The following is a 26079-nucleotide window of genomic DNA, read 5'->3' on the forward strand; positions in this document are numbered from 1 at the left end:
CAATGACATGGATGCTCCTTTTATGTTTTTTGAAGTCGTTTAAAAGCAATAATCGGGAGTAAAATAATACTGACCCATCCGATTATAGGATATAAAATGTGGAGCAATTCACTGTAACCAACGTAACTAAAGCAATAACTAATTAGTAAAATGAAGAAAATAATATTGTTGTTTTGCCATCCGGTAATCGATTGCATCTGTTTTGTCATTCCGAATACATTGCCAACTAAAGTTGTGAACACTTCACCGAAAATAACAAGAACAAAGAAGAAGTGGAAAGTTGCATTAAATCTTCTTATGACTTCAGCCATTGGGATGTTATATTGATAAAATTGATCGACTGATAAGATCGCTAAATGGCTGCATAGTAAAATTAAAGAAAGTCCTGCCCCACCTAAAATACCACCCCATAAAATGGCTTTTCGATCTTTCACTTCACTGGCTAACGGGACGAGAACGCTTTGGGCGAGAGAAAGATTTAAGGCGACATATGTAATAGGGCTAGTTATCCACTTCATATTCCAGCTTTCTGCAGGAATAGTGTTACTAATGGGAGTTGTACCGTGAAAAAATGTTGTAATAGCAAGTCCTATAATAAAAATCATCATAATAGGTACGACAAGAGTATTTACCTCAAAGACACCTTGTAATCCACGACTACCTATAATGAGGCATGCAATTACTGTAATGAGAATGCCGAGTTGTCTTGGTAAACGAAGTTGCTCTTCAAATACTGCTCCAGCTCCTGATAACATAACGCTCGTTACACCAAATAATACGAGTAATAATAGTGTATTTACAACATTACCAAATACATCTCCAAATAAATATTTGTTAAATTCTTGCGCTGAAAATGCACCGATTTGTGATGAAAGCAACATCATCTTCGTGCCAAGCCAAATAAAAAAAAATCCACTGACACATATACCAATTGTTCCGTAAAATCCGTTCACTGTAAAAAATTCAACAATTTCTCGTCCAGTAGCAAATCCAGCTCCAACGACTGTTCCAATATAAGTAGCAGCGACTTTCTTTGCTACTTGCCATTGTTGATTGTCCATGTTATCCCTCTTTCTACTACGATGAGCTTGATTTACTATTATGCATATGTATGAGCTTGGACAATTAGACGTATGAAGTGTTTGAAAACATACATGAATTAATAGATATTAGGGAAGTATTAAAGGTGTTAAAACTTTGTTACATATGAGCCAATCGTTCGAAAGGATAGGGAATGTATGGTAAAATGTAACTAGGTTATTAAAAGAAAAACAGTATGAAATAATAAGAGGAGTGGATTGTATGAGTACGAAAACAAATGTTGTTGAAGTATTAAACAAGCAGGTAGCAAACTGGAATGTGTTATATGTGAAACTACATAATTATCACTGGTATGTGACAGGACCGCACTTCTTTACATTACATGAGAAATTTGAAGAGTTTTACAATGAAGCTGGAACGTATATTGATGAATTAGCAGAACGTATTTTAGCATTGGAAGGTAAACCGCTAGCGACAATGAAAGAATATCTTGCTACTTCTAGTGTCAGCGAAGGGACAAGCAAGGAATCCGCAGAGGAAATGGTGCAAACATTAGTGAATGATTACTCTGCACTTATTCAAGAATTGAAAGAAGGTATGGAGATTGCTAGTGAAGCTGGAGATGAAACATCAGCGGATATGTTGTTAGCAATTCATACAACATTAGAGCAACATGTATGGATGCTAAGTGCGTTCTTAAAATAAATATAAGAATATAAAGAAAAAAGTCATTGAAAAATTCTTTCAATGACTTTTTTGTGATTTTTCAGTTTTCTTTTATGCTATAATATAGTAAAAAGGAGGCGATGCAATGTTTCGCTTTTTCAAAACTGGAAAAGAAGAGCGTGAAATTACGAAAGATGAATTAGAACAAGCGATGGCTAAGTTTCTAGAAACGAATGCTAATATCGTTTATACAGTATTAGTAAATGATGATTATACAGTAAATTATGATTTGTTAAAGCCGTATTTACCTGCATTTCCAACAAACCTTTTTCTTATTACGAAGGAAACGCTTGAGGTATTTGAACATACAGAAGAAAACTTAAACCTAGTGAAAGAAATTGATATCGTACAAAAAGCAGTAGATCAATATGTAACAGAAAAAGAAATGTTTCCAATTGTTGAAGGTAGTGAAGATCGCCTTATATGCGGGGTGAAATTAGGGCCGTATTTAAATCGTATATTAAAAAGAAACTTATATATTTCAGAAAAGCATTATTTAGTTTCAAGTAAACCAGATAGAAAAAAACAAAAGAGTGGGTAGATGTATGGAAAACAACAATAAATATATTGTTGTCTTTTTTTGTTTGTAAAAATATTGATTTTTCAGTTTATTCAACTTTATAATAAAATTATTGGACAAAGTGGAGTAATGATTAAGTGTCATTCTAAGAATAAAGTATTGTTAGCGTGGGTTATATACATTGATTATAGAATGGTATAAAGGTTTGAGAAATAAATATTATAAAAGGTTACGGGGGAATTGGGGTATGAAAAATAGTATGACTTATATTCAATTATTAAATGAAACGTTACATTGTTATGCAAAGAAAGGAAGTTTGGAAGCGTATACTTATATAATGGAGCATGCTAAAGGTATAGTGGGGAATGAGGCGCAAATATATAATTTTAAATATGCATTAGCGAGTGCAGCAGGACTTGAAGAAGAAGCGTTGCATTTAATGAAGGAAGCTATTATAGAAAAGGGTTTTTGGTATGGAAATAAGTATTTAATTTCGGACGACGATTTAAAATCATTACATAAATTTGAAGACTTTCACAAAATGGTTCAATTATGTAAAGAGAGAGAAGAGTTAGCAAAGAAAACAGAACGAGCAGACGTGAAATATATAGACGGCAAGAAAAAAGAAAAACTATTTCTTGCAATGCACGGTGATCAAGAAAATATAGGAATAGTAGAACCATATTGGAAATCTATTTTGACACAAGATTATACGTTAGCTTTACCACAGTCTTCGCAAATTCAGTTTTCAGATGGGTTTGTTTGGGATGATATACATAGAGCAAAAGAAGAATTAAAAGAGCATTACGTTAAGTTTATAGAAAATCATACAGTAGAAAGAGTAATAATTGGTGGTTTTTCTGCTGGTGCAGGAGTAGCTTTGTATACGATTTTACACAAAGATATAGATGTAGATGGTTTTATTTTTATGGCGCCGTGGCTTCCAGAGATTGAAGAATGGAATGAGTGGTTGGAAGCGCTACAAGATAAAAATATAAAGGGATATATAGTGTGTGGGGAGCAAGATGAAGATTGTTTCGAATGTACGCAGCAATTTGTACGATTATTAAGAGATAAGAATATAGAACATAAGTATAAAGTTGTGCCTAATCTAAACCATGATTATCCTGAGAATTTTGATGAGTTATTAAAAGAGGCTATTGAATATATAGATGACAAAAGTAATAAGTAGTAAGGAAGGGAGATGCATCATAATTGATGTATCTCCCTTTTATTATTATAAATTAAAAACATTTGCTAGTAAGCGATAAGAATTCAATTTATCTTCAAATCGATGAGTAATTGTGACAATCATAAATTCATCAGTATTGTACGCTTTGCTTAAGTTTACGATTTTTTCTTTCACAGAAGATGGATCACCGACAATCATACGTTGACGATTTTCTTTTATACGGAATAAATCATAAGCGCTGTATGAATAATTTTGTGCAGTTTCGATAGAAGGAGTACCAGTTGTTCGCTTTCCTTGCTCTAGTAATAAGATTGATAAATCTAAACTAGAAGCAATCCTTTCCGCTTCCTCATTTGTTTCTCCGCAAATAACAAAAATAGCGACGATTGATTTTGGTTTATCTCCTAAATAGGAAGGTTGGAATTGTTCTTGATAAGCCTCCATTACCTCAGGTCCACCGTATCCGTTTATGAACTGTGCGAATGCAAAAGAAGCACCTTGTTGTGCGGCAATCTTTGCGCTCTCTCCACTAGAACCAAGCATCCACATCTCGGGAGATGTTGGAATCACAGGAGTAGCCTTTAAATTTGCATAATGATGGTTTTCTGGTACTTGATCATGTAAGTACATTGCAACATCTGCAATTTGTTCTGGATATTGATCAAGTGAGACCATTTTTCCTTCTTGAAGTGCGCGAGTCGCAATTGGCATACCGCCAGGTGCTCTGCCGACACCAAGGTCAATACGATTTGGATAAAGCGCTTCTAAAACGCGGAAGTTCTCAGCAACTTTATAGGGGCTATAATGCGGTAACATAACACCACCTGAACCAACTCTCATACGGTCCGTTTTTGCTGCAATATGAGATATAAGTATTTCTGGACTTGAACCAGCAAGGCTTATCGAATTATGATGCTCTGATACCCAAAAACGTGTAAATCCAAGTTTTTCAACTTCTTGTGCAAGCGTAACTGTAAGAGAAAAAGCTTGGGCTGCTGTACTACCATCTGAAATAGGGGATTGGTCTAATACACTTAACTTGATCATAGAATATACCTCTCAATCTTAATGTACATCCTATTATATATTTACTTATGAAAAATGCGTAATGAAATGCTCAAAATAAAAAGTGGATAAATTACATATCCACTTTTAACGTGAAAATCCTCGTTCATAATGATTCATTTCGACTACATTTATAATATATTCGTAGTTATCAATCTCAAGTTTTAATTGTTCACGTTCTTTTTTAGATAGATGCATATTACTAAGTTTGTTGCATAGCTGTTGTTTCTTTTCTTTTAAATACTTTTTTGTAGCATTGTAGTCGTAAGCTGGTTTCATTTTTAACCACTCCTTATTTGCTGTTGCTATATTATACGAAGCGTGAAGAGATGTGAGAGCTATCTCTTATGTATTTTTAGTGAATATTCAACTTGCTCAGTTGTTATGTTTATGGGAATTTATGAATAAAATGCACTAAACCACTAATGCCCATTTGATGAAGTAAGGGGTGGAATTGTGCAGAAAGATATAATGTTTAACACTGAGATGGATGAAACGTTACAAGTTATAAATAAGGGATTGAAGAAGACGACAAGTCCGAAACAAATTATTGTAGTAGGGGCTGGTATGGCTGGTTTAGTTTCGGCCTCTTTATTAAAGGCAGCAGGACATGAGGTGAAAATTTTTGAAGCAAACAACCGGGTAGGTGGCCGCATAGAGACAGTTAGAATGGAAGATACCGGATTATATTTGGATGTTGGGGCAATGAGAATTCCGTATTCGCACACATTAACGATGGCATATATAAGAAAATTTGGGCTACAGGTGAGCCCATTTATTAATAGGAATGATACGGATATTATTTATGTAAATGGCCGGAAAACGACGTTACAACAATACGAAAAAGATCCAAGTATTTTAAGATATCCAGTGGAAATGAATGAAGTTGGGAAAACGTCTGAGGAACTATTACTGTTAGCGGTACAGCCCATTATAAATTTTATAAAAAAGAACCCAGAAAAAAATTGGGATGTTGTAGTAAAGGATTTTGGAAGATACTCTACGGGACAATTTTTAAAGTATCATCCTTATCAATATAATACGTACTTTTCTCCAGTAACGATTGAAATGATCGGTGTTCTTTTAGACTTAGAAGGTTTTTTGGAAAGGTCGTTTGTTGAAACGTTGCGCTTTTTATATATTATGCAAGAGGAGAGTGGATTTTGTGAAATAGTAGGGGGGAATGATAGATTACCAAAGTCCTTTTTACCACAATTAGAAGAAAATATTATTTATAACCAAAAATTAATGAAACTGCATCAACACGATAATGGGGTGACGGCTTTCTATCGGAACGAAGAAACGTTTGAATATAGTAGTATAACTGGTGATTTAGTTATTGTTACGATTCCGTTTTCGACAATGCGTTTTGTGGAAGTAGATCCATTTGATTCTATATCTCATGAAAAATGGAAAGCAATTCGTGAATTGCATTATATGCCTGCGACGAAAATAGGGATTCAATTTAAAAGCCGATTTTGGGAAGAGCAAGGACAATTAGGAGGCAGAATTATAACAGATTTGCCAATACGTTACGCTTATTATCCAAGCTATGGAATTGGAGAGAAGGGACCAGCTATGATGCTAGGAAGCTATACATGGTCATATGATGCGTTGTTATGGGATGGATTATCAAAGGGGGATCGTATTTATTACACATTACACAACTTAGCAACGATACTAGGTGGTCAAGTATATGATGAATTCTTGTCTGGAATATCAAAAAGTTGGACATTGGATCCATATGCACTTGGAGGGTTTGCGCTATTTCAGGCAGGTCAAGAATCTGAGCTACAACCAGTGATTGTCAAACCAGAGGGAAGAATATTCTTCGCTGGAGACCATACGACGTTATATCACGGTTGGATTCAAGGGGCAATTGAATCTGGGGTTCGTGTAGCGGTAGAGGTGAACAAGTAAAATGTGTAAAATTCAGAAATTTCTTTACTATATAGTTTGAGATGGATATTATTATATATAAAAGAATTATAGGGAGTGTTTACAGTGAATCCATTATTATTCGATTTTCCTTCTGAATTTTATACTGAAAGGCTATGTATTCGAATGCCGAAACCAGGTGACGGTAAAGTTGTATACGATGCAATTCAAGCTTCTATGCAAGAATTAAAACCATGGATGGTTTTTGCTCAAAAAGAGCAAACAGAGGAAGAAGTAGAAGAAAGCATTAGAAAATCACATATCCAATTTTTGCAGCGTGAGGATTTGAGATTGCTAGTATTTTTGAAAGAAACAGGTGAATTTATTGCATCAGCTGGATTACACCGTATTAATTGGGATATACCTCAATTTGAAATAGGGTATTGGATTGATTCAAGATTCAGTGGAAAGGGCTATATGGTAGAGGCAGCAAAGGGTATAACAGATTATGCTTTTTCTGAGCTGAAAGCAAACCGCGTAGAAATTCGTTGTGATTCTTTAAATAAGAAGAGTAGAGCAATACCTGAGAAATTAGGCTTTAAGTTAGAGGGTACGTTAGAAAGTGCGAGTGTAGCAGTAGATGGTAATGGATTAAGAGATATGTGTGTATTTGCGATGACTAGAAATACATATGAAAAAGAAGAGCTGTAAGAAGCAGCTCTTCTTTTTGTGTATTATGGTACAGGATGTCCATTAGAACTTTCGAAAATTGTAAACCATTGTTGACGGTCTAAGTGAACTTTTGTGGCAAGAGCGGCCGTTTTAACACGATCTAATTTACCAGAGCCGATGATTGGCATCATTTTAGCTGGATGTGCAAGTAACCATGCATACATAACAGTATCAATGCTACTAACACCTAGCTCAGTAGCAACCTTTTGTAAAGTTTCACGTACACGTACGGCACGTTCTGATTGACCAGTAAAGATTTCTCCGCCAGCAAGTGGTGACCAAATCATTGGATTGATTCGTTTTTCTTGGCATAAATCAATTGTTCCTTTTTCAAAATGTTCAAGCTGCATTGGGGATACTTCAATTTGATTCGTAATAAGCGGGAAATCTAAGTACGAACTTAACATATTAAATTGGGAAGGTAAGAAGTTAGATACACCGAAGTGACGAACTTTTCCTTCTTGCTTTAAGCGTGAGAACGCTTCTGCCACTTCATTTGGATCCATAAATGGATCAGGACGATGGATAAGTAATACGTCAATATAATCTGTATGTAAATTTTTAAGTGATGCTTCTGCACTTTGAATAATATGTTCTGCACTAGTGTTGTAGTGAGCAACATATCGCTCTGGAAATTTTGGTGATGGGGGAGCGATTCCACATTTTGTGATGATCTGCATGTTTTCACGTAAGGAAGGCTTTAGATGTAATGCCTCTCCGAACAGTCCTTCACATGTATAACCGCCATAAATATCAGCGTGATCGAAAGTAGTAATCCCCATATCCATGCATTCTTCAATAAAAGAAAGTAATTCTTGTTTCGTCATATTCCATTCTGCTAAACGCCAAAAACCTTGAATAATACGAGAAAATTCTAGCTTTTCAGCCATTTGAACTCGTTCCATTATAAGTGCCCCCTTGATGAATAATAATATTTCTGAAAAGGCTTTCTTTCTACGTATTATTATATAGTCAGATGGGTGTACATACAATAAATATGTTTTGCCACAAAAACGATTATTTCTATATGCTATAATGTAAAAACATATAGCTATAAGGAGAGGTACGAAATGATTCCAGTAACAATATTAACTGGTTTTCTTGGTTCAGGGAAAACGACACTATTAAATCGCATTTTGTCAGAGAATCACGGTCAGAAATTAGCGGTGATTGTAAATGAAATAGGGCAAATTGGTATCGATAATCAGTTGATTATGAATGTTGAAGAAGAAATTATGGAAATGACAAACGGTTGTTTATGCTGTACTGTACGGGAAGATTTACTCGTTGCATTAAAACAATTACTAGATGTAAAAGCAGAAGGGAAAATGGACTTTGATGGATTAGTAATTGAAACGACTGGTCTTGCAAATCCGGGTCCGATTATTCAAACATTCTTTTTAGATCCAGTCATTCAATCTGCATACCAAATTAACGGTGTTGTAACAGTAGTAGATAGTTATCATATACATAAACATTTTGAAAAAGGGCTAGAAGCAAAGGAACAAATTGCATTTGCTGATGTCGTTTTAGTAAATAAATTAGATTTAGTGAATGAAAGTGAAAAGGAAAATCTCTTGCAGGAACTGCAAGGTATTAACCCAACTGCAAATTTAATCGAGGCCACTAACTGTGATGTAGATATTCCATCATTACTACAAATTCAAACGTTTAAAACGAAAGATACGTTACAAATTTATCCTCATACAGAACATAACCATCTAGAAGGTGTAAAATCGTTTGTATTACGTGAAGAGCGCCCGTTAGATTTACAAAAACTAAATGAGTGGATGTCAGCTGTCGTTCAAGAGCTAGGGGAGTATTTATATCGTTATAAAGGGATTTTATCCATCGATGGAGTAGATAAACGTATCGTTTTCCAAGGTGTGCATACATTGTTTGCTGCATCATACGATAGAGAGTGGCAAGAGGGCGAAGAACGAGTAAGTGAAGTCGTGTTTATCGGAAAAGATATTAATAAAGAATGGTTTCAAGAACATTTCGAGGAGTGTGTGAAATAAGTCTGCGTATATTGCAGGCTTATTTTTTGGACGTAACTAAGTGTTTTGTAGAAAAATACTAGATTGCCAAAAACGAAGGGTTAAAAAAAGCCTGTTTTCACAGGCTTGTATGTTCATCTAAAAGTAACTCCATTACAACACCTACAACTGGGCCTTCATCATCAATATCCCCGTTTAAACGGAAACCAAATGATTCGTATAGTCCCATTGCAAGTTTGTTGTCTGGGTGTAAACTTAAATAAATTATTTTACATTCAAATTTATCTTGTAAGAATTGAAGGAGTATGCGAAGGAAACGTTTTGCGTATCCTTTTCCTTGATATTGTTGGTCAATCATAAAGCGGTCTAACCACACACTTTTACGCTTTTCCCAATACCATCCGTACATTGCATATCCTACAAGTGTTTCTCCATCATATAAACCTATTGACGTTCCGTTTCCTTCATATAATGATTCTGCTAAAGAAAACGCATTACTTTCAATAAATTGCTGCTGGTCTTTTGCGACGTTTAAAGCAGCTACTGAACGCCAATTTTTTGCTGTTACTTCACAAATGTGAAGAGTCATAATTCCAACTCACCTTCTAAATTAATATAGCTCAAAAGCTAATATGGATAATTTTACTTGTTATTTTGGTCAAGTCAAGCAGAAATACATAAAAAAGAAGAGGTTGCCCAAAAGTAGCTGAATAGCTAATTTTGGGCAACCTTTTTAATATTTATGCTTCATTATGCTAATAAGAGCATCTCCATTGGTGAGCTCAATATTTTTATTCACTGCAAATTGCGCTCGTTGAAGGGGCACTTGGTTTTGTATTGTCTGCTGTATGTAATATCCTACAGGAGAAATCTTGCCAAGGGGTGTAAAAAAGATGGAGAATGCAAGTTCAATTTTCGTTTACCGACTCTTACTGCATCAGAAGTAGTGGTAGATCAATCTAGATTAGAGAAACTGCAATTTATTCCAGGAAGATATATATGAAGGAAAACGCCACCATACTGCAAGTTCTGTATATTGACGACAAGGTCGAGTGGAAACATCTAAAAGAATATGAGATGGATAAACATGAACATACAGAATCACATGAACATCAACCATTGTGTGGTGATACTGGCTACGATTAGAAAGCTACAGTTTGCAACAAGAAGACATGTAATTAGTATTCATGATATGGGGAGTATCCGAAATGCAAAACTTATTATGAGAGATTTAAAGTCATATGTGAGCAAAACAATGCCAGGTGGTCCGGTATTGCCAATAAGGCTCAGTGTTACCGGTTGCCCCTGTAGCACCCGTTGAATCAGTGGGACCTGTAGGGAATTGAAAAGGTTGCATAGGTGGAAGTGTCGGTTCGACTGAACCTGGATTTAATGCAGCGGAGGATAAAAACTCGTCCAATAAAATTCACCTCTGAAAAATTCGTATTACTAATAGTAAATGCGTGAGTAGAGCCAAATGAAATGGACAAGCGATTGTATATATGAAATTTAATAAAATAGTTATTTAATAAAAAAGCAGTTAGCTTTCGCTAGACTGCTTTGCTCCCTAATGTAGTTCTTGTTATGTAATTTAGATGAAGATACTACCTACTAGGATTAAGGCTCCTAGCAAAATTAGAGAATCAACTAAAATCAAGAACTGGTTTTTCTGTGGCTTTTTCAATTCTTTTATTAAGCTGAAAACTGCACTTAATCCGAAACAAATGTATAACAAAATCATTATCGTTCCTGACATGATTAACACTCCTAATATATCGATATCTTAATTATATAACGAAAAATATATACATGTAAGTTTTTAATGAAATCCTTATTTAAATAGGGAAATACAGCTGAAATGATAAGTATATCTACTGAATATTTCAGCTGGTATTCAAAGTTTTAGAAACCAATTTTTTTAAACATCTTAGTATATGTAATTACAAGTGCAGCTTGTACAATTACGAATAGTGAACCCATAAACATTTTGTGGTTATGATCTAATGCACCGAATATTGCCATAGATATTCCAATTAAGATAAAAAGTACACTTAGGAAAGGCGTAATTTTCATTAACACATTAAGTCTTTTATTTATATACAGACTTCCTGTTCTCAATAGATTTAAGTATTAAACGAACTTATAAATGTATTTTACTATATTTTTGTTTTTGGATATACAGGGACGTATATAAGTACAGGAGAAATTTGAACGAAAACGCTATTTGGGTAGGAAAGGATAATGAAAACTGGTTACAACTTTAAATGTAACAAGTGTGGCCATAATAATACTGAAGAAGATATTGATTATACGAATATGCTTTGTGGAGAACCTTGTGGTTGTGAGTGCAATGAATACGAATTAATTTGTAGTTCTTGTGGTGATGAAATTTGCAGCGGTAATGGATGGGGAGAATTCGACAGAAAAGAAGCTGCTGAGGATGCTCAAGAAAAACTACTTTATATGAGCAAAAGAGCAGCTAGCAAAAGCTAACTGCTGATCTCCTCCAAGATGTAATTTACTATGTAAATTACATCAACTTATTCGTTAGTAAGTATGTAAATCCTATGAGAATTAACAAATTGAACGAAATCAAAAAAAGAGTTATAGAATTTATAGAAAAACCATAAAAAGATTTAAATTACTGGCAGAATTGTGCCGGTTGTTTTGAAATCATCGTGATATATTTGTATTGTGAGAAATGGCGGAAAAGAGAAAAAAGTATCTATTCAGTAGGTGCTTTTTCTTTTGCACAAAACAAACGAACACAACGAACGAAAAAACAAGACGTTATGTTTTTTTTATATTTTTCATTTTGTTTTGCTAACTTGATTTTGATGTGACGTAACCTTAAGTATTTAAAAAATTAAAAAAGTCCCTCAATAATGTTAAAGGGACCTTGCTCACGCAAATGATCTGTAAATCAATTCATCTTTGATATACAGATCATTTGTATGATAATATTTATAAAGAATTGCTAAATAATGAAATTACATAAATGCTTTTAGAAGTTCTTGAATTAATGGGATTGCTCCACCAATAAATTTTAAAACTGCCATTGCGATTTCCATATTATTCTCTCCTCTGTTTTTGTATTAAGATGTGTGAATCTTTATAACCTTATTATAGTAAGCGTTTACATTTATAACAATACATTTTCGTATGTAATATTGCATATTTATACGTTTAGACAAAAATTAGGCTCTATTAGTCATTCTTTAATGGTATCATAGCGAGGTGTGAGTCTTTAAGGGTTTTCCCTAATAGGAGGAAATATGGAAAGAGTACAAGTGATTTACAGTAATCTGAAAATTAAAAGTTGGGCTAAACAGGTATTAGCTGTAGGAGGAATATTAGGGTTCTGCTACTTGGTGTTATATGTTTTTAGTTTCTTAGTTGTTATGTAAATATTATATAACTAAACTAGTAGAGTCTTGCCAAGATAGGTAAGGCTCTTTTGTTTTTATCTGTGATGAGCAAACTACATACAAAACCTTTCAAGTTTGTCAGATACTATGTATGGTGCCTTATTTTTCTATGTTTTAGAACACTACCTCTTATTATTGAAAGTAAATAAACTTCTATTAAAAATTTTTCATTTATATTGAAAACACAATTGTATTGATAAAAAAATGTATTTTTATCAATACATCTTAAAAAGACAAGCATAAGTTATATTAAGTTTTGGTGAAATTTTTTTATCTTTGAAAAGGATTTAAATCTTACAAATAGATTTGATCCCTTTCTGTATACCATAATTCCTATATTATCATATGAATATAATATACTGAAATTAATTTAAAAGCAAGAATATTAGTAGGTGTCCACCATATGCCCATCAACTTAAGATTTTAAAGTAGCCCCTAAACGAAGAATTTTTTTAAAATTGATTGTTAGTAAACAAGATAGATTGGCAAATCACTAACTAAAGAAATCTCTTCAGGTAAGCTAATCAGTAATATATCAAAAGATTCTTTACAAAATTTAGAGATATATTTTGTAGGTGTTTATCCTTCTATTAGTAGATTGGAAATGCTGATATAATTCTACCAGTTGATTTATCAAGACAAATTTGGATTTGCCGTCTGTTCATTGATTTTCCGATATATGTATTTCTAGCTCCTTTTAAAAATTGAGCGTTTTGATAAGCTTCATTTTATAAGCGATACATGAAGAAAGCGATGAAGTTGCAATGTATTGGTATTTGCATTTCAAATGAAAGTACACCAAAATGCGGATATATAAATTCTTTGCTGTTATATTCGGGACACGCAAATAACTAAAAGAAAAAGGAGGTTTTTTTTCTGACAGTAGGGGGTATTTTTGATCTTGCTACCGATAATCAAACGATATGTTAATTAGATTTAGATAAAATAAATACGTAGGTATTTACGGTTGACTTCCTATTTTTTTAGAATTATTTTAGTGAATCAAAATTAAAACTTTGTATACATCTTTTGTACTAGTAGACCTAAGTCTAAAAGTATGTACAATTACAACATTTGGCTAGTGGGTAAATTTTACGAACTGATATATACTAGTATTGTGTCTTGCCTTTTTAGGTGCAGTACACAGCCGGTGATTGGCTAGTGGATGTTCTTCCATTTTGCCAGTGCCGGTTTTTTGTTGGATAATAGAGAAAATGAAGTTTTTATAAAGAAAGAAGGGGTTGTTTTGAAAGATGTAAATTCTATCTTTATGAGAGAAAAGATTGCTAGTACTTATCTTTATTTTATTTCTTTTCTTGGTTTGGTCACTATAACTATATCTTTACTTGAAATTAAAATCCCTTCTCATCCAACAATACTAATATTGTTGTTACTATTTATGGGGATTGCAGAGTATTTTCCTGTAAGATTTTGGAGAGGAACTAGTTCGCTTACCTTTCCAATCATTTACGCTATGAATTGGCAGTTTGGAATCCATATAACTATTATTGCTATTGTACTCGTAACGCTAATTATTCACCTGCATCGTCGTTCACCGATACAAAGAATGTTATTTAATAGTACTCAGCATGCACTTAGTTTGATTTTGGCCGAATGGTTTTCAAACAAATGTATGTCCTTATTAATTAATAAGATTGATATGTCAGTTCTATATGAAAATTTAATATCTTTGTTATTATTTTGCGTGTTTTTTTGTTTTTTCAACAATCGTTTTTACGATTTGTTAATGCTACTCCTTCCGCAGCCATATTCAATCCATCAGTGGTATAAAAAAACTGTAACGGTATTTCTTTGCGAAACTTTTGGTTTCTCTTATGCGGCACTGATGCACGTATTAATTAGTACATATAGTGTGGAAGTAAACGAGATTACAGTACTGTTTTTCTTTTTTCCACTTGTAGCAACTTCCGTTATTAGTTCTTTTTCTGTACGGATAAGGATGGAGAAGGAACGATTATATGAGTTATTTCTTATTACGACCGAAATTAGTCGAGGATTAACCGGAGGAAACTTGAAACATATTAAACAAGCACTTAAAGGGTTTTTTAGCATACAAGCATATGTAATATGGACAAAAGATGATGGGAACTGGAATATTCTATTGAAAAATGGGAAAGTCCGCTCTGATATATCTGATGATTTAGAAAAATCCGGGGGGTTTGAGGAACTTTCTAAAAATCTTGTATTTAATGATTGGAAAATTGGTACGGCTCCTGGAGATGAAATATTTGATAGTGTTATACGCTCACTTGTATATTTTCCTCTTATAGTAAATGATGAATTAGTCGGAATGTTTGTTGCAGGGAAAAGTAGAAATGCGGGTTTCTTTCCAGAAGATGTACAGTCGTTAGCTACATTTTCTAACCAATTAGCTAACGTTGTTAAAACAAGGATATTGATTTCTGAACAGGAAAAAAGAATGATCTTAGAAGAAAGAAATAGAATCGCCCGTGAAATTCACGATGGTATTGCGCAAACATTAGCCGGGGTGATATTCCAACTAGAATCCGCGCAGAAAAAATACCGTGATAAACCAAAAGATATGCAGCAAGTAGTAGAGAAAAGCATAAAAGATTTAAGAGGAAGCCTAGGAGAAGTTCGCTATTCAATTTATGCTTTAAAACCATATCCGACACAACAATTAGGCCTTAAGCAGGCAATAGCAAGTAAAATAAAATCTTTAAAACAAGAATATGAACTAGACATTACCTATCATGAAAGAGGTCATGCACGTGCGCTTAGTTTTTCAAAAGAAAGAGTTATATTTGATACATTACAAGAGAGTTTGCAAAACATTGTAAAACATGCACAAGCAAAAAAGGCTGATGTTTTACTCAGTTATCAAAGTGAGCACGTGCTTTTAAGGGTTAAGGATAATGGAGTTGGCTTTTCACTATTTGAGTCTATGGTTAAAACAAAGAATGAGCCACATTATGGTATATTACATATGAATGAACAAGCCGACCAATTAGGGGCTACTTTACAGATTGATAGTTCTGTAGGGAAAGGGACAGAAATTACACTGTTAATTCCAGATTCACAAACAAGGGGTGCGTAAAATGATTAAAATATTAGTAGTAGATGATCATGCTTTTTTACGAGATGCAATTCGGAGCATACTAGAGGATGAATCTGATATGAAAGTGCTTGGAGAAGCTAGCTCTGGGGATGGAGTATTGGGAAAAGTAGAAGAATGCCAACCAGATTGTATTTTGATGGATATTAATCTTCCAGGGAAAAATGGAATTGAAGCTACAGAATTAGTGAAAAAAAATTATCCGAGTTGCCGAGTACTTGTGTTTACAATGTATGAACATGATGAGTATTTAATGGATGCACTCCAGGCGGGTGCTGATGGTTATTTATTGAAGGATTCCTCATCAGAGCAGGTAGTAGCAGCAATTCGAATGTTATATCGAGGCGATTCAGTTATTCATCCGCGTATGACTAAAAAATTAATTACATATCATCAGCAAAAAATGAAAGTAGAATCAAATGAAAATGAACTAACGGAACGTGAAAAGGAAATTCTCTTTGAACTAGTAAAAGGACTTAGTAATAAAGAAATTGCTGAAGTTTTATATATTAGTGATAAAACAGTTAAAATACACATCAATAAAATTTTTAAAAAACTAAATGTGAAAAGTCGATCGCAAGCAGTGATTTATGCAGTTCGAAATCAATTGGTTCCGCTAGATTAAATAAGAAATCTATCAAAGAACTATCGTGTCGCTTTATTCTGTATCACAAAGAATAAAGGACAAGATAGTTCTTTTGTACTATGTAGGCATAGAATCCTTAGAGAAAAGATACTCCTTTTGATTAATTTTCAGAATAATCAAAACGTGAAATAATAATAATAGAATTACATTTTAATCCTATTAATAATTCATTTTGTGAAAATCTTTTGTTGAAAATAAATGATGGGGGGCTCCTATAGAAAGAGTAAAGTGAGTAATTAGCTATATGAGGTATGGGGATGGTAGTAGTGTTGGAAATCTTTCATGATACAACAGATTAAGATTGATAGAGTTTCCAACGCTAAGTAGGAATGGAAGAATCAATTGGTTTCAAAAAATAATATGAATAATGGGGAGATGCAATATGAAACGAGGGAAATTTGGAAAGATTCTTATTGGAACGTTAACAGTTGGAATGTTATTGTCTCAAGGAATTCCATATAACGTATTAGCAGAAGAGGTAAATACATCTACTTTAACTGGAATTGATGATGCAAATGCTATCTTGAAAGGTCTTACCAAGGAACAACGTAATGCCTTAAAAACGTTAGATACAAAACCAGGTTTTGTTATTTCGCCAGGTATCAATACAGCAAGTCCTAATAATGTGAATGTGATTATAGAATTTAAGCAAGCACCTAGCAAAATTGAGGTATTAAAACAAGCGGCTAAAGGGAAAAAGGTAGCTCTTTCAAATGCGGAACAAAAGGTAGAGGCATCACATAAAGGATTTAAAGCAGAGCTTGAACAGCTTCAAAAGAATAAAGAGAAAGGGACAAATGTAAAATCTGCAAAAATAACAAGAGAGTATAAGAATGCTTTTAATGGTGTAGCGATTTCTTTACCAGCGAATATGATTGAGGACTTAGTTCGTACCGGTATCGTTAAGCGCGTATGGGAAGATCATGAGGTTAAAATTGATTTACCAAAAGAAACAGCTAAGACTGCTGTTGAACCGAAAATGGCAGATAGTGTACCGCAAATTGGTGTGGACAAGCTACATGATGAAAAAATAACAGGTAAAGGAATTAAGGTAGGTGTACTGGACACAGGTATTGATTACAACCACCCGGATTTGAAAGATGCATATAAAGGATATCGTGCAAAACAAGGTGAGGATCCAAGCAAAATAGATCCGAACTCAATAAAAGGATGGGACTTTGTTAATAATGATGCTGATCCAATGGAGACAACGTATAAGGATTGGCAAAATTCTGGGGGATATCCTGAGATTTATGATGGAAGTGCATATTATACATCCCATGGTACGCATGTAGCTGGGACAATTGCTGCAGACAAACAGAATAGTGTAGATTATGCAGTGAAGGGCGTTGCTCCAGATGTAGATTTATATTCATATCGCGTATTAGGTCCATATGGAAGTGGACAAACAAGTGGTATTCTTGCTGCGATTGATAAAGCAGTGAAAGACGATATGGATGTTATCAATTTATCACTAGGAGCATCTATTAATGATCCTTTATATCCTACTTCTGTCGCAGTGAACAATGCAATGTTAGCAGGTGTTGTTACGGTAGTAGCAGCTGGTAATAGTGGTCCGGATGAAGGTACTATAGGATCACCTAGTGCAGCGGCACTTCCCATTACAGTTGGAGCCAGTGACGCTGCAATGAATATTCCAACGTTTTCCGCCGATGCAGGTGATGTACATGTAGATAAGATGATGCTACTTGGAAAAAGCTTTACTGATAAGATTGAAGATTTGAAAGGTCAATCCTTATCGGTTGTATATGCAGGGCTTGGGAAATCAGGTGATTTTACAGGGAAAGATGTGAAAGGGAAGTTAGCTCTGATCCAACGCGGTGAGATTACATTTGATGAAAAAATTAAAAATGCTAAGGAAGCAGGCGCGAAGGCGGTAATTGTATACAACAATGTAGATGGGGAAATTACAAGTTATCTTGGGGAAAGTACTTCATCTATTCCATCGTTCCGCTTAACAAAAGTAGATGGTGAGAAATTACAAGCAAAAGCTGTACAAGGAGATGTGTCGTTAGCGTTTGGAGAACTTAGTAATATAAAAACAGAGGGAGATCACTTAGCTGATTTCAGCTCCCGTGGTCCTGCAACTAAAACAGATGATATTAAGCCAGATATTGTAGCACCAGGTGTGTCTATTTTCTCAACTGTTCCTGAATATATTAATGATCCAAAAGATGGAGAAAATTATCCGGTAGCGTATGGACGTATGTCAGGTACATCTATGGCAACTCCTCATACTGCAGGGGTAGCGGCACTTATTTTACAAGAACATCCAAACTATAGTCCATTTGAAGTAAAAGAAGCACTTATGAATACCGCAGTTGACCTAAAAGAAGAGCGTTCTGTATTTGAGGTGGGCTCTGGACGAATTGATGCATATCGTGCAGTTCATGCAGATACATCTATCGAGGTTATCGATAAAACATCAAACGTTGTAGATGATGAAGAAGTAGAAATTGAAGAAAAAACAGGTTCTATTGCGTTTGGGTATAAAAATCAAATTGAAAATGGGCCTATTAAAGATAGTCGAAAAGTCTTAATTCAGAACAGCAGTAAAACAGATGGGAAAGAATTTAAATTAGAGGTAGAATTTTCACCTACAAGTGTAGGGGTGCAAGATGCAGCGAAGAATGGTGTGAAGCTAAATGTACCAGATTCTATTAAAGTAGCTCCTGGTACATCAGAAGAAATTAGCCCTGAAATTATCATTCCAGATAACGCTGAATTTGGTAGATATGAGGGATATATTCATATTTCAAATAAAAACAATGAAAAAGAAGTATATCAAGTACCATTTGCAGTTAAATTCACAGAAAAAGGGATTGCGTCTGTAGATTTACTGAGAGATGCAATGGCAACAGATGCATCTAAATTCCATCCATTTATGGAGAGACCAAGTTCGCCTTTGACATTTAAAGTAAATAGTCCTCTTGAAACTATTGATGCAGTTGTGAAGGACCGAAAGACAGGGAAGGCATTAGGAATCGTTGGTACACTTGATGCAAGTAGTCTAACACCGAATGTTGAATATATGATGTTTTCTGGTATGGGAGGGTATGTACTTCCATTTACAGGAGATCCAGCTCATCCAATTGGGGATAAACCTGTTATGTTGCCTGATGGAGATTACGAATTGAACTTCGTTGGATATGATAAGGAAAGAAAATCGTATACAAAAGGCGATAGCATTATCATTGATAATGTTATACCGGAAATGAAATTTAAGGATGTACAACCTGGTATACACGAAGTAAATGATTCTATGTTTAAAGAAGAAGACGGCCAACATGCATTATGGGTGCATGGTAATATTTATGATTCTACAGTAGATGCATTAAAAGCAAAAGGCTTGCAGTATGATCAAAAAGCGAATCAAATTGTATATTATCAAAACTCAGCCTTCCCATCAGGTTGGTTGAATACAGTTCAAGCAAATGGTGATTTTAAATTTGGAGTACTTCCAGAGGAAATAAATGAGCCGTTAAATTTAAGATTATTTGGATATGACCTTGCCACTGCAGGGAATATGGCAACTGGATATAAAGATTATGTCTTTGTAAAAGAAGGGACAGAATACGCTGTTCCAAGTTATGACAAAGATAAAATAAAATTAGGTGAAAAAATTACGTTAACTTTGAATCTCAATAATGTAAAACAGCTTATGTCAGGTACATTTGAAATTCCTTATTACAAGCAGCTCTTTAAATTTAAAGATGTGAAACCAAATCCAGCACTTACGGAATATGTAAAACAACATGGACTGAACCTTAAATTAGAAGATCCGAAGGTAAGTGAAGAAGGAGCTTGGGAAAACAAGGTGAAAGTTGGCGCGTCATTGGAAGGAAAAGAATTTAAAGGATTAGATGGAGATACACCATTTTTAGATGTTACATTCGAGATGACGAGCGATGAATACTTTAATGATTTAACTGCATTTGGAGTAGATAAGTTCTCTTATACAAAAGTTGGTGCAACAGAAGGTAATGAGATTCCTGTGTTTAAAGATAAATCTTTTGCTATTGTTTCGAAACATTCAACGGTTACAGGATATATTGGTCCGGAAGCTTTCTTGAATGAAGAGGGGTATTTAGGTAAGAAAGACTATACAAAACTAGGAGCAAAAGTGTATGCAGTTGGTAAGGATGGAAAGAAATATACAGGAACAATTGATGATAACGGGCAATTTGAAATTCGTAGTGTCCCTGTAAGCGATAAAGAATATGATATTTTCGTAGAAATGCCAGGTCATTTAAATAGTAAATTAACAACAAAAATAGGAAAAATGCAGGATGGAGAATTAGTGGGACAAAACTTTAGAGCTGACATGGATGATAACCTTGCAGGTGATGTAAACGGCGATAAAATGGTAGATATTCAAGATGCTAGAATAGCAGCTCTGTCATATGGAAAAGGAAAAGTATCTGTAAAGGATGGAGATATAAATCAAGATGGTGTTGTAGATGAAACAGATATTCGTTTTATTGAGAAAAACTTCTTGAAAAAGGGTCCAGATGCCAAAGAAAATCAGAAACCGAAAGAAAATGTAGGGCCAGTGACGCTAGATAAAATCTTACGCTCTATTGGTTTAGAACCAAAAAAATAAGTGGGCAAACTTCTAGAGTAAATAATGCAATTAGACAATGAATAGTAAATGAAATGAGATTGGCTAACAAATAACCGGTAATGATTCACGTTAATATTACCGGTTATTTTAAAAGTAATAGTTGTTGGGGTACATGAAGTAACTAGTTTAAAATATATTTACTTTTGTTATGGGAAAAGGTAGTTGCTTAATGATTATTGTTTGCGGGATGGAAATAAGGTTTATGGTTTGAACTTAAAAAATAGGGGGACTTGTGAAATGGGTATGAAGAAAAAACTTGGTATGGGTGTCATAACTGCAGCGCTGGGCTTATCTTTAATTGGCGGGGGAACATATGCGTATTTCAGTGATAAGGAAGTATCACAAAACACGTTTGCAGCGGGTACTTTAGATTTGAGTGTAAATCCTGAAGTTGTTATTAATGTCGACAATCTGAAACCAGGTGATGAAATGGAGCGCGGTTTTCAATTAGTTAACAAAGGAACCTTAGCAATAGGAGATGTGAAACTCCTGACAGATTACAGTGTAATCGATGCGAAAGGGGATAATGGAAATGCTGATTTTGGTGATCATATCCGTGTGGATTTCTTGTGGAATTTGGATAAAAATGAAGTTCCAGTATGGTCTACTACATTATCTGAATTAAAGGTAGCTACGCAAAATGGAAGTATTCCTGACCTTGTAAAGAAAGGTATTGTAGATCGAGAAGGAAATGGACTAGCTCCTGGTGATGATGATACATTTTATGTAATGTTCACATTTATAGATAGCGGTGAAGACCAAAATGTATTTCAAGGAGATGCATTGAAATTAAATTGGACATTTAATACCATGCAAACAAGTGGTGAAGAAAAGTAAGTGTAACAATTTGTTTACTGTATGTTTAAAACGTATAGTATACGATTAAAAGAACTTAGAAGTCTTAGAAGTTCAAATTATGTTTCTATTAAATAAAAAATACATCCTTATAGGGATGTATTTTTTATTAATAATAATGTTATAAATTATTCTACATGAACCGATATGCTTTTAGATAATACTTGCATTGAGAAAGGAACTCTAGATTCAAAAGCAATAGTGTTTGTTGAATTTGGTGTGTTTGAGAAGATGTAAGAATCCTTAATACGTAATCTAAATGTTTTTTCAGATCCGAATGGACCAGTATAAGAACTGACTTCGTCTAAAGAACTTCCCGCATATCTAACACCATTAACAGTCAAAGCCTCAGAATATGAATCCGGTGTACCTACTTCACTAACTTTCACATAAAGGTAATCGCCTTTAAGAACAGGAATAGTTAAGTAAGAACTTGCACTATACATTTTGTTATTATCCCCTACAGCGCTAATGCTAACACTTCGTAGTGGAGAAGAATCCGCCTTTGAAATAGTTGGTAAAAATGCTAGTGTAAGTGCAAAACACATAGCTAACATGCCCATAAATTTTTTCATATTAACAACCCCTTAGATATTTATTTAACATCCTGTATTTTACAGGTTAAAAATGTAAATTTTAATATCGTTATATAAGGAATGATTATGAAATTATGCATATCTAATATAAAGCACACCAAAAATCGGATACATAAATCCCTTGGGGTTACATTTGGGCTACGCAAATAACTAAAAAAAAGGAGATTTCTTTATGAGAGTAGGGGATCTCTTTGCTTTTTGTATCGATAATGAGATGTTATACGAACCTGACATGTATAGAGTATACAAACAAAATCAAACAACAAATCACTTCTTTTAAATAGTAAAATAGAGGAAAGGAGGTCCTGTATAATGCCTTTAGAAAACTCTATTTATTACGTAGGAGTTGCTATTATATTAATGATCATCGGTGCATTGCTTGGGGGGATTATACGTATAATTCGATATTCTAGCAATCGTAAAAAGCAAGATTCAGTTGAGCAAAAGTTAGATAAAGTTATTCAACTGTTAGAAAAACAAAACAAAGATTGACCTTACTCAAAATAGAAGTAGTTTGCAATAGCTCCCAATAACGAAAATTATGTAAATGAGCTGTCCATATGGATGGCTCATTTTACTTTTTCTTAGCGTGACTTTTCTTCGAAATACTGCAGGTACCCAATCACTATCAATCTAACAAAAGCAAATATCCTCAAAACAAAAAAATAAGTCGCACTTTGTCAAAAAGTAGGTGTTGTAACAGTGGTACGGTCCCATTATTAAACCGTTGATTCAGTCACTCCGGGCTGATGAGTACTTTTGTTGATGCTTCTAAACAGCTAGATAACTGAGCTAAAGAAGTTATAGCTATATTTTGGCCAACTCATACACATAAATTTACTAAACCTTTTGCTTGGTACTTACTGTTTTGTTGCACAAAACCAACATCTCTAGCAAGATACTGTAAGGTATATGGAGATAAAAAAATTCGAATTTCGTGAGCAATTAGTTCTAATTCATCTTACAGAGAAACAGACGTGAAAAAGCCATCCTTTCCTATGATTCTACAGAAAAAATTTCTATTTTTATATTTGTAGGATAGTTTTAGATACAAAAATAAAGAGATTGGTAATATATATATGCCGTAAAATAAAATATATACTGCATTTATGCAGTTAATAATTTAATATATAGAATATGAGATTTGCGGTATGAAGTTATCATTTACTAATGAGACGTATTTAAAGTCTATAAGTAAAGAGAAAATTGCAAGAGTTAAAAAAGTCTAATTCAACTGGAGTTTACCGATATTGTAAACGCTACGCGAAAAACCAGTAGTTATATTGAAAGTAATAAGTTTAACCCTTCTTTAAAACTTTGTATGCATATAGCTAAAACATTAGATAAATTATTTTGGGAGGAACTCTAAAATGGAAAAACTAAAAAAATGTTTTTCACTCAGTACACACTCAGATGAAAGAATTCAACAAATCGAAATGAAAATTTGGGCTCAATCTGGAATTGTTGTCCTACTTTTAGCTTTTATTGATGTTATTATAAGGGGAGCATATCTACACCGCCCATTCCTAGAATGGATTGCTTCATTAGCCATTATAATTTGTTATATGATTTTCTTCTTTATTAAATCTATTCTAACTGGTGTTTATGAAACAGATATTAATAATAAAGAGCAATTAAAAGAAAAATTAAAAGAAAAAATGAGTGATACCTTTATTTTGTGTTTTGTAGCAATAGGTGCTACCACATACAAATATAATTTCCCTGAAGATTTCGTTGGATGGTTAGCAGTAATAGCAAGATTTATTATACTTTTCGCTTTCCTATTTGATATACAATATCTTATTACAGTAATAGCATGGAAGAGATCCAATAAAATATAAGGAAACGAAACAAAATCTATCAGCGTCTCTGTCAAAAATCAAAAACAGCGAAAAGAAGTACGAGAACGTTTACGTACAAAAGAAGGTAAAGAATTATATGTAAAACGACAAATAGAGGTAGAACCGTATTCGGTCATATTAAATACAATCGCTTCTTCCGACGTTTTTCCTTACGATACCTTTCCAAAAATCGACTGGAATGGGGTTTTATTTGTGTTGTCCATAATTTACGGAAATGGACAACAAGAGCTCAATCCAAAGCGAAAAACGCCCAGTTATAGTAGGAAATCTGTTGATTTTCTACTATAATCGGGCATTTTCTCATCCATATTAAAGTTAAAATAAAAAACTGTCTCCAAAAGGCTTTATTTAAAGACCTTTTGAGACAGCCTCTTCTTATCAAAAGTTGATTAGTTAGTAGCTTCTTTCAATGTATTCACGTTTTCTTCCATTAAAGTGAAGTAATCTTTATTATTTTTCGCATCGTCTTCAGAAATAGTAGCTAAGTGATTTAAACGTAGAATCTTTGTACCTGTTTCTTTTTGAATAACGGATGCTACTTTTGGAGTAGAGAATGTTTCAAATAAAATATATTTTAAGTTATGTTCTTTTGCTGTTTTTGTAATATCAGCAAGTTGCTTTTGAGATGGTTCATCAGAAGCTGAGATTCCAGCGATAGGAATTTGCTTCAGGCCATAACGTTGTTCCCAGTACCCATATGCAGCATGAGAAACTAAAATTTCTTTCGTTTTTGCATTTGCTACAGCAGCTTTAAATTGATCATCTAAATCAGTAAATTTTGTTTGAAGTGCTGCAAAGTTTTTTTCGAACTCTTGTTTATGGTCAGGTTGTAATTCTACAAGTGCATTTTTAATTTTTTCTGCCTGTTTCATTGCTAGAGTAGGGTCTAACCAAATGTGTGGGTCTTTATCGTGATGATGTTCATCCTCTTTGTGGCCGTCTCCATGATCATGATGCTCTTCTTCAGTAGAAGTACGCAGTTCAATACCTTTGGATGCATTTACAATTTTAACATTTTCTTTTTGTAATGCTTTTTCCATTTTTTCAGCAAATGGCTCTAATTCAGCGCCGTTATAAACGAATAAATCGGCTTTTGCAACCTGTACTGTTTGTTTTTGACTTGGCTCAAATGTATGAGAATCTGCACCAGGTGGGTAAATCGCTTCAACAGTTACATAGTCGCCACCAATTTTTTTTGCGAAATCTGCAAGAGGAAAAATAGTTGTATAAACAGTTAGCTTTCCGTCTTTCTTGGCATTACCTTCTTTTTTATTTGAGCAGCCAGTAAAAATTAAAGTGAAAATAAGTAAGAATGAAAATATAGTCAGTCTTTTAGGCATGAAGTTCTCCTCTTTTCTTTTTTACGGATATATTTTCCCCAATTATAGAAGAAAAATATCATTTTAATACAAAACGGAATAATTACGTTTTAGTTTGCGAACTTAGTATAATACATCTTTTATAAAGTTGCAATAAATAATAATCATTCCGATTTGATTTTGTTATAAAGTTGTCAAATATAGATGTGTTATTTTTGCGAATACATGCATATGTGACAACGCTGTGTTCATATATATGAAAGGAGGGTGTAGAGGGGGATGAGTGTTTGGGCTACTTAATGGAAGCTATTTTATTGATATTAGCGGTAGTATTACCATTAGCCTTAGTCTTAATTTTTTTAAGAAGATTAATAAGTAATTTAGGAGATGCATCAACAGTAACAAAATTACGAGAGAAAGATGAGAAAAAAGAGTGAGTAAAGCACTATGCGTACGCATAGTGCTTTACTTGTGGTA

24 protein-coding genes and 5 pseudogenes are annotated in these 26079 nt (G+C 33.9%); 17 read left to right on the top strand and 12 right to left on the bottom strand.

The genetic code is table 11. The features are described from left to right. Positions 1 to 20: 20 nt before the first annotated feature. Positions 21 to 1061 (bottom strand): YkvI family membrane protein, encoded by a 1041-nt coding sequence (locus ACQVV1_RS18615; protein WP_048527401.1) that lies wholly within the window; start codon positions 1059 to 1061, stop codon positions 21 to 23. A gap of 241 nt (positions 1062 to 1302) precedes the next feature. Between ACQVV1_RS18615 and ACQVV1_RS18620 the strand changes: the two genes are divergently transcribed. From ACQVV1_RS18620 to ACQVV1_RS18630, 3 genes are all read left to right on the top strand, one after another. Beyond that, a complete protein-coding gene (locus ACQVV1_RS18620) occupies positions 1303 to 1746 on the top strand; it encodes a Dps family protein (protein ID WP_242251605.1) in 444 nt (147 codons plus the stop codon). Positions 1747 to 1852: 106 nt separating this feature from the next. Further along, positions 1853 to 2308 (top strand): DUF3939 domain-containing protein, encoded by a 456-nt coding sequence (locus ACQVV1_RS18625; protein ID WP_063222792.1) that lies wholly within the window; start codon positions 1853 to 1855, stop codon positions 2306 to 2308. A gap of 226 nt (positions 2309 to 2534) precedes the next feature. Further along, positions 2535 to 3479, top strand: a complete 945-nt coding sequence (locus tag ACQVV1_RS18630) for an alpha/beta hydrolase (protein WP_252209207.1) — start codon at positions 2535 to 2537, stop codon at positions 3477 to 3479. 45 nt (positions 3480 to 3524) lie between these two features. Here the strand turns inward: ACQVV1_RS18630 and ACQVV1_RS18635 are convergent, their stop codons facing one another. Together ACQVV1_RS18635 and ACQVV1_RS18640 are read right to left on the bottom strand one after the other, a co-directional pair. After that, entirely contained in the window at positions 3525 to 4526 is a 1002-nt protein-coding gene (locus ACQVV1_RS18635) for an LLM class flavin-dependent oxidoreductase (RefSeq protein ID WP_242251609.1), read from the bottom strand. A 105-nt stretch (positions 4527 to 4631) separates the two neighbouring features. After that, positions 4632 to 4823 (bottom strand): DUF3896 domain-containing protein, encoded by a 192-nt coding sequence (locus ACQVV1_RS18640; protein WP_242251610.1) that lies wholly within the window; start codon positions 4821 to 4823, stop codon positions 4632 to 4634. Between the two features lie 177 nt (positions 4824 to 5000). On the opposite strand from ACQVV1_RS18640, the gene ACQVV1_RS18645 reads away from it, so the two are divergent. Together ACQVV1_RS18645 and ACQVV1_RS18650 are read left to right on the top strand one after the other, a co-directional pair. Further along, a complete protein-coding gene (locus ACQVV1_RS18645) occupies positions 5001 to 6464 on the top strand; it encodes a flavin monoamine oxidase family protein (protein WP_242251611.1) in 1464 nt (487 codons plus the stop codon). Positions 6465 to 6548: 84 nt separating this feature from the next. Further along, positions 6549 to 7133, top strand: coding sequence for a GNAT family N-acetyltransferase (locus ACQVV1_RS18650; RefSeq protein WP_242251613.1), 585 nt, complete (start codon positions 6549 to 6551; stop codon positions 7131 to 7133). Positions 7134 to 7156: 23 nt separating this feature from the next. On the opposite strand, the gene ACQVV1_RS18655 is transcribed toward ACQVV1_RS18650, so the two are convergent. Further along, positions 7157 to 8059: an aldo/keto reductase gene (locus ACQVV1_RS18655; protein ID WP_098557048.1), complete on the bottom strand. Its 903-nt coding sequence runs from the start codon at positions 8057 to 8059 to the stop codon at positions 7157 to 7159. Positions 8060 to 8224: 165 nt separating this feature from the next. Between ACQVV1_RS18655 and ACQVV1_RS18660 the strand changes: the two genes are divergently transcribed. Beyond that, positions 8225 to 9175, top strand: a complete 951-nt coding sequence (locus ACQVV1_RS18660) for a CobW family GTP-binding protein (protein ID WP_242251615.1) — start codon at positions 8225 to 8227, stop codon at positions 9173 to 9175. Positions 9176 to 9272: 97 nt separating this feature from the next. On the opposite strand, the gene ACQVV1_RS18665 is transcribed toward ACQVV1_RS18660, so the two are convergent. Continuing rightward, the gene (locus ACQVV1_RS18665; RefSeq protein WP_000172416.1) at positions 9273 to 9743 is read right to left on the bottom strand and encodes a GNAT family N-acetyltransferase; all 471 of its coding nucleotides are present in this window, start codon (positions 9741 to 9743) and stop codon (positions 9273 to 9275) included. 537 nt (positions 9744 to 10280) lie between these two features. Here ACQVV1_RS18665 and ACQVV1_RS18670 point away from each other — a divergent pair. Next, positions 10281 to 10475, top strand: coding sequence for a hypothetical protein (locus ACQVV1_RS18670; protein ID WP_306475100.1), 195 nt, complete (start codon positions 10281 to 10283; stop codon positions 10473 to 10475). On the opposite strand, the pseudogene ACQVV1_RS18675 reads toward ACQVV1_RS18670, so the two are convergent. The 3 genes and pseudogenes from ACQVV1_RS18675 to ACQVV1_RS18685 all read right to left on the bottom strand — a co-directional run. After that, positions 10437 to 10574, bottom strand: a pseudogene (locus tag ACQVV1_RS18675) (exosporium leader peptide-containing protein); the annotation flags it as partial. The gene ACQVV1_RS18670 and the pseudogene ACQVV1_RS18675 overlap by 39 nt on opposite strands. A gap of 171 nt (positions 10575 to 10745) precedes the next feature. After that, positions 10746 to 10910: a hypothetical protein gene (locus tag ACQVV1_RS18680; protein WP_000017081.1), complete on the bottom strand. Its 165-nt coding sequence runs from the start codon at positions 10908 to 10910 to the stop codon at positions 10746 to 10748. Between the two features lie 146 nt (positions 10911 to 11056). Beyond that, positions 11057 to 11251, bottom strand: coding sequence for a hypothetical protein (locus ACQVV1_RS18685; protein WP_001042534.1), 195 nt, complete (start codon positions 11249 to 11251; stop codon positions 11057 to 11059). Positions 11252 to 11395: 144 nt separating this feature from the next. Between ACQVV1_RS18685 and ACQVV1_RS18690 the strand changes: the two genes are divergently transcribed. Beyond that, positions 11396 to 11647, top strand: coding sequence for a transcription initiation factor TFIIIB (locus ACQVV1_RS18690; RefSeq protein ID WP_242251617.1), 252 nt, complete (start codon positions 11396 to 11398; stop codon positions 11645 to 11647). Positions 11648 to 12144: 497 nt separating this feature from the next. On the opposite strand, the pseudogene ACQVV1_RS18695 reads toward ACQVV1_RS18690, so the two are convergent. Further along, positions 12145 to 12330 (bottom strand): annotated as a pseudogene (locus tag ACQVV1_RS18695) (hypothetical protein). 1498 nt (positions 12331 to 13828) lie between these two features. Between ACQVV1_RS18695 and ACQVV1_RS18700 the strand changes: the two are divergent. The 4 genes from ACQVV1_RS18700 (at position 13829) to ACQVV1_RS18715 (ending at position 21807) form a co-directional block, all read left to right on the top strand. Next, positions 13829 to 15661: a GAF domain-containing sensor histidine kinase gene (locus ACQVV1_RS18700; protein WP_242251619.1), complete on the top strand. Its 1833-nt coding sequence runs from the start codon at positions 13829 to 13831 to the stop codon at positions 15659 to 15661. A 1-nt stretch (position 15662) separates the two neighbouring features. After that, complete coding sequence (locus ACQVV1_RS18705) at positions 15663 to 16304, top strand: response regulator (protein ID WP_242251621.1); 642 nt, start codon at positions 15663 to 15665, stop codon at positions 16302 to 16304. A gap of 403 nt (positions 16305 to 16707) precedes the next feature. Beyond that, on the top strand, positions 16708 to 20949 hold the full coding sequence (locus ACQVV1_RS18710; RefSeq protein ID WP_242251623.1) for a S8 family serine peptidase: 4242 nt from the start codon (positions 16708 to 16710) through the stop codon (positions 20947 to 20949). A 258-nt stretch (positions 20950 to 21207) separates the two neighbouring features. Next, positions 21208 to 21807 carry a TasA family protein gene (locus tag ACQVV1_RS18715; RefSeq protein WP_242251626.1) on the top strand — a complete coding sequence of 200 codons (600 nt, stop codon included), beginning with the start codon at positions 21208 to 21210 and terminating at the stop codon, positions 21805 to 21807. A 146-nt stretch (positions 21808 to 21953) separates the two neighbouring features. Here ACQVV1_RS18715 and ACQVV1_RS18720 read toward each other — a convergent pair whose 3' ends face one another. After that, entirely contained in the window at positions 21954 to 22400 is a 447-nt protein-coding gene (locus ACQVV1_RS18720) for a hypothetical protein (RefSeq protein ID WP_242251628.1), read from the bottom strand. A gap of 333 nt (positions 22401 to 22733) precedes the next feature. Here ACQVV1_RS18720 and ACQVV1_RS18725 point away from each other — a divergent pair, with 333 nt between their 5' ends. Continuing rightward, complete coding sequence (locus ACQVV1_RS18725) at positions 22734 to 22913, top strand: DUF4083 family protein (protein WP_242251630.1); 180 nt, start codon at positions 22734 to 22736, stop codon at positions 22911 to 22913. A 247-nt stretch (positions 22914 to 23160) separates the two neighbouring features. Here ACQVV1_RS18725 and ACQVV1_RS18730 read toward each other — a convergent pair. Then, positions 23161 to 23367, bottom strand: a pseudogene (locus tag ACQVV1_RS18730) (IS4 family transposase); the annotation flags it as partial. A 205-nt stretch (positions 23368 to 23572) separates the two neighbouring features. On the opposite strand from ACQVV1_RS18730, the pseudogene ACQVV1_RS18735 reads away from it, so the two are divergent. The 3 genes and pseudogenes from ACQVV1_RS18735 to ACQVV1_RS18745 all read left to right on the top strand — a co-directional run. Then, positions 23573 to 23790 (top strand): annotated as a pseudogene (locus ACQVV1_RS18735) (helix-turn-helix transcriptional regulator). A gap of 1 nt (position 23791) precedes the next feature. Beyond that, positions 23792 to 24262, top strand: coding sequence for a DUF6773 family protein (locus ACQVV1_RS18740; RefSeq protein ID WP_242251632.1), 471 nt, complete (start codon positions 23792 to 23794; stop codon positions 24260 to 24262). Continuing rightward, positions 24263 to 24543: pseudogene (locus ACQVV1_RS18745) on the top strand (transposase); the annotation flags it as partial. A gap of 129 nt (positions 24544 to 24672) precedes the next feature. On the opposite strand, the gene ACQVV1_RS18750 reads toward ACQVV1_RS18745, so the two are convergent. Then, on the bottom strand, positions 24673 to 25623 hold the full coding sequence (locus ACQVV1_RS18750; RefSeq protein WP_063222780.1) for a metal ABC transporter substrate-binding protein: 951 nt from the start codon (positions 25621 to 25623) through the stop codon (positions 24673 to 24675). A gap of 266 nt (positions 25624 to 25889) precedes the next feature. Between ACQVV1_RS18750 and ACQVV1_RS18755 the strand changes: the two genes are divergently transcribed. Then, on the top strand, positions 25890 to 26039 hold the full coding sequence (locus ACQVV1_RS18755) for a hypothetical protein (RefSeq protein WP_000540925.1): 150 nt from the start codon (positions 25890 to 25892) through the stop codon (positions 26037 to 26039). The last annotated feature ends 40 nt before the right edge of the window (positions 26040 to 26079 follow it).

Origin of the sequence: Bacillus basilensis, from assembly GCF_050630465.1 — a bacterium.
Taxonomy (GTDB): domain Bacteria; phylum Bacillota; class Bacilli; order Bacillales; family Bacillaceae_G; genus Bacillus_A; species Bacillus_A basilensis.

Coding starts and splice junctions, on each gene's coding strand:
- ACQVV1_RS18665 (WP_000172416.1), bottom strand. CDS start 9,743: ATGACTCTTCACATTTGTGAAGTAACAGCAAAAAATTGGCGTTCAGTA.
- ACQVV1_RS18620 (WP_242251605.1), top strand. CDS start 1,303: ATGAGTACGAAAACAAATGTTGTTGAAGTATTAAACAAGCAGGTAGCA.
- ACQVV1_RS18690 (WP_242251617.1), top strand. CDS start 11,396: ATGAAAACTGGTTACAACTTTAAATGTAACAAGTGTGGCCATAATAAT.
- ACQVV1_RS18740 (WP_242251632.1), top strand. CDS start 23,792: ATGGAAAAACTAAAAAAATGTTTTTCACTCAGTACACACTCAGATGAA.
- ACQVV1_RS18705 (WP_242251621.1), top strand. CDS start 15,663: ATGATTAAAATATTAGTAGTAGATGATCATGCTTTTTTACGAGATGCA.
- ACQVV1_RS18710 (WP_242251623.1), top strand. CDS start 16,708: ATGAAACGAGGGAAATTTGGAAAGATTCTTATTGGAACGTTAACAGTT.
- ACQVV1_RS18640 (WP_242251610.1), bottom strand. CDS start 4,823: ATGAAACCAGCTTACGACTACAATGCTACAAAAAAGTATTTAAAAGAA.
- ACQVV1_RS18725 (WP_242251630.1), top strand. CDS start 22,734: ATGCCTTTAGAAAACTCTATTTATTACGTAGGAGTTGCTATTATATTA.
- ACQVV1_RS18715 (WP_242251626.1), top strand. CDS start 21,208: ATGGGTATGAAGAAAAAACTTGGTATGGGTGTCATAACTGCAGCGCTG.
- ACQVV1_RS18625 (WP_063222792.1), top strand. CDS start 1,853: ATGTTTCGCTTTTTCAAAACTGGAAAAGAAGAGCGTGAAATTACGAAA.
- ACQVV1_RS18615 (WP_048527401.1), bottom strand. CDS start 1,061: ATGGACAATCAACAATGGCAAGTAGCAAAGAAAGTCGCTGCTACTTAT.
- ACQVV1_RS18655 (WP_098557048.1), bottom strand. CDS start 8,059: ATGGAACGAGTTCAAATGGCTGAAAAGCTAGAATTTTCTCGTATTATT.
- ACQVV1_RS18660 (WP_242251615.1), top strand. CDS start 8,225: ATGATTCCAGTAACAATATTAACTGGTTTTCTTGGTTCAGGGAAAACG.
- ACQVV1_RS18680 (WP_000017081.1), bottom strand. CDS start 10,910: ATGTCAGGAACGATAATGATTTTGTTATACATTTGTTTCGGATTAAGT.
- ACQVV1_RS18635 (WP_242251609.1), bottom strand. CDS start 4,526: ATGATCAAGTTAAGTGTATTAGACCAATCCCCTATTTCAGATGGTAGT.
- ACQVV1_RS18630 (WP_252209207.1), top strand. CDS start 2,535: ATGAAAAATAGTATGACTTATATTCAATTATTAAATGAAACGTTACAT.
- ACQVV1_RS18720 (WP_242251628.1), bottom strand. CDS start 22,400: ATGAAAAAATTTATGGGCATGTTAGCTATGTGTTTTGCACTTACACTA.
- ACQVV1_RS18750 (WP_063222780.1), bottom strand. CDS start 25,623: ATGCCTAAAAGACTGACTATATTTTCATTCTTACTTATTTTCACTTTA.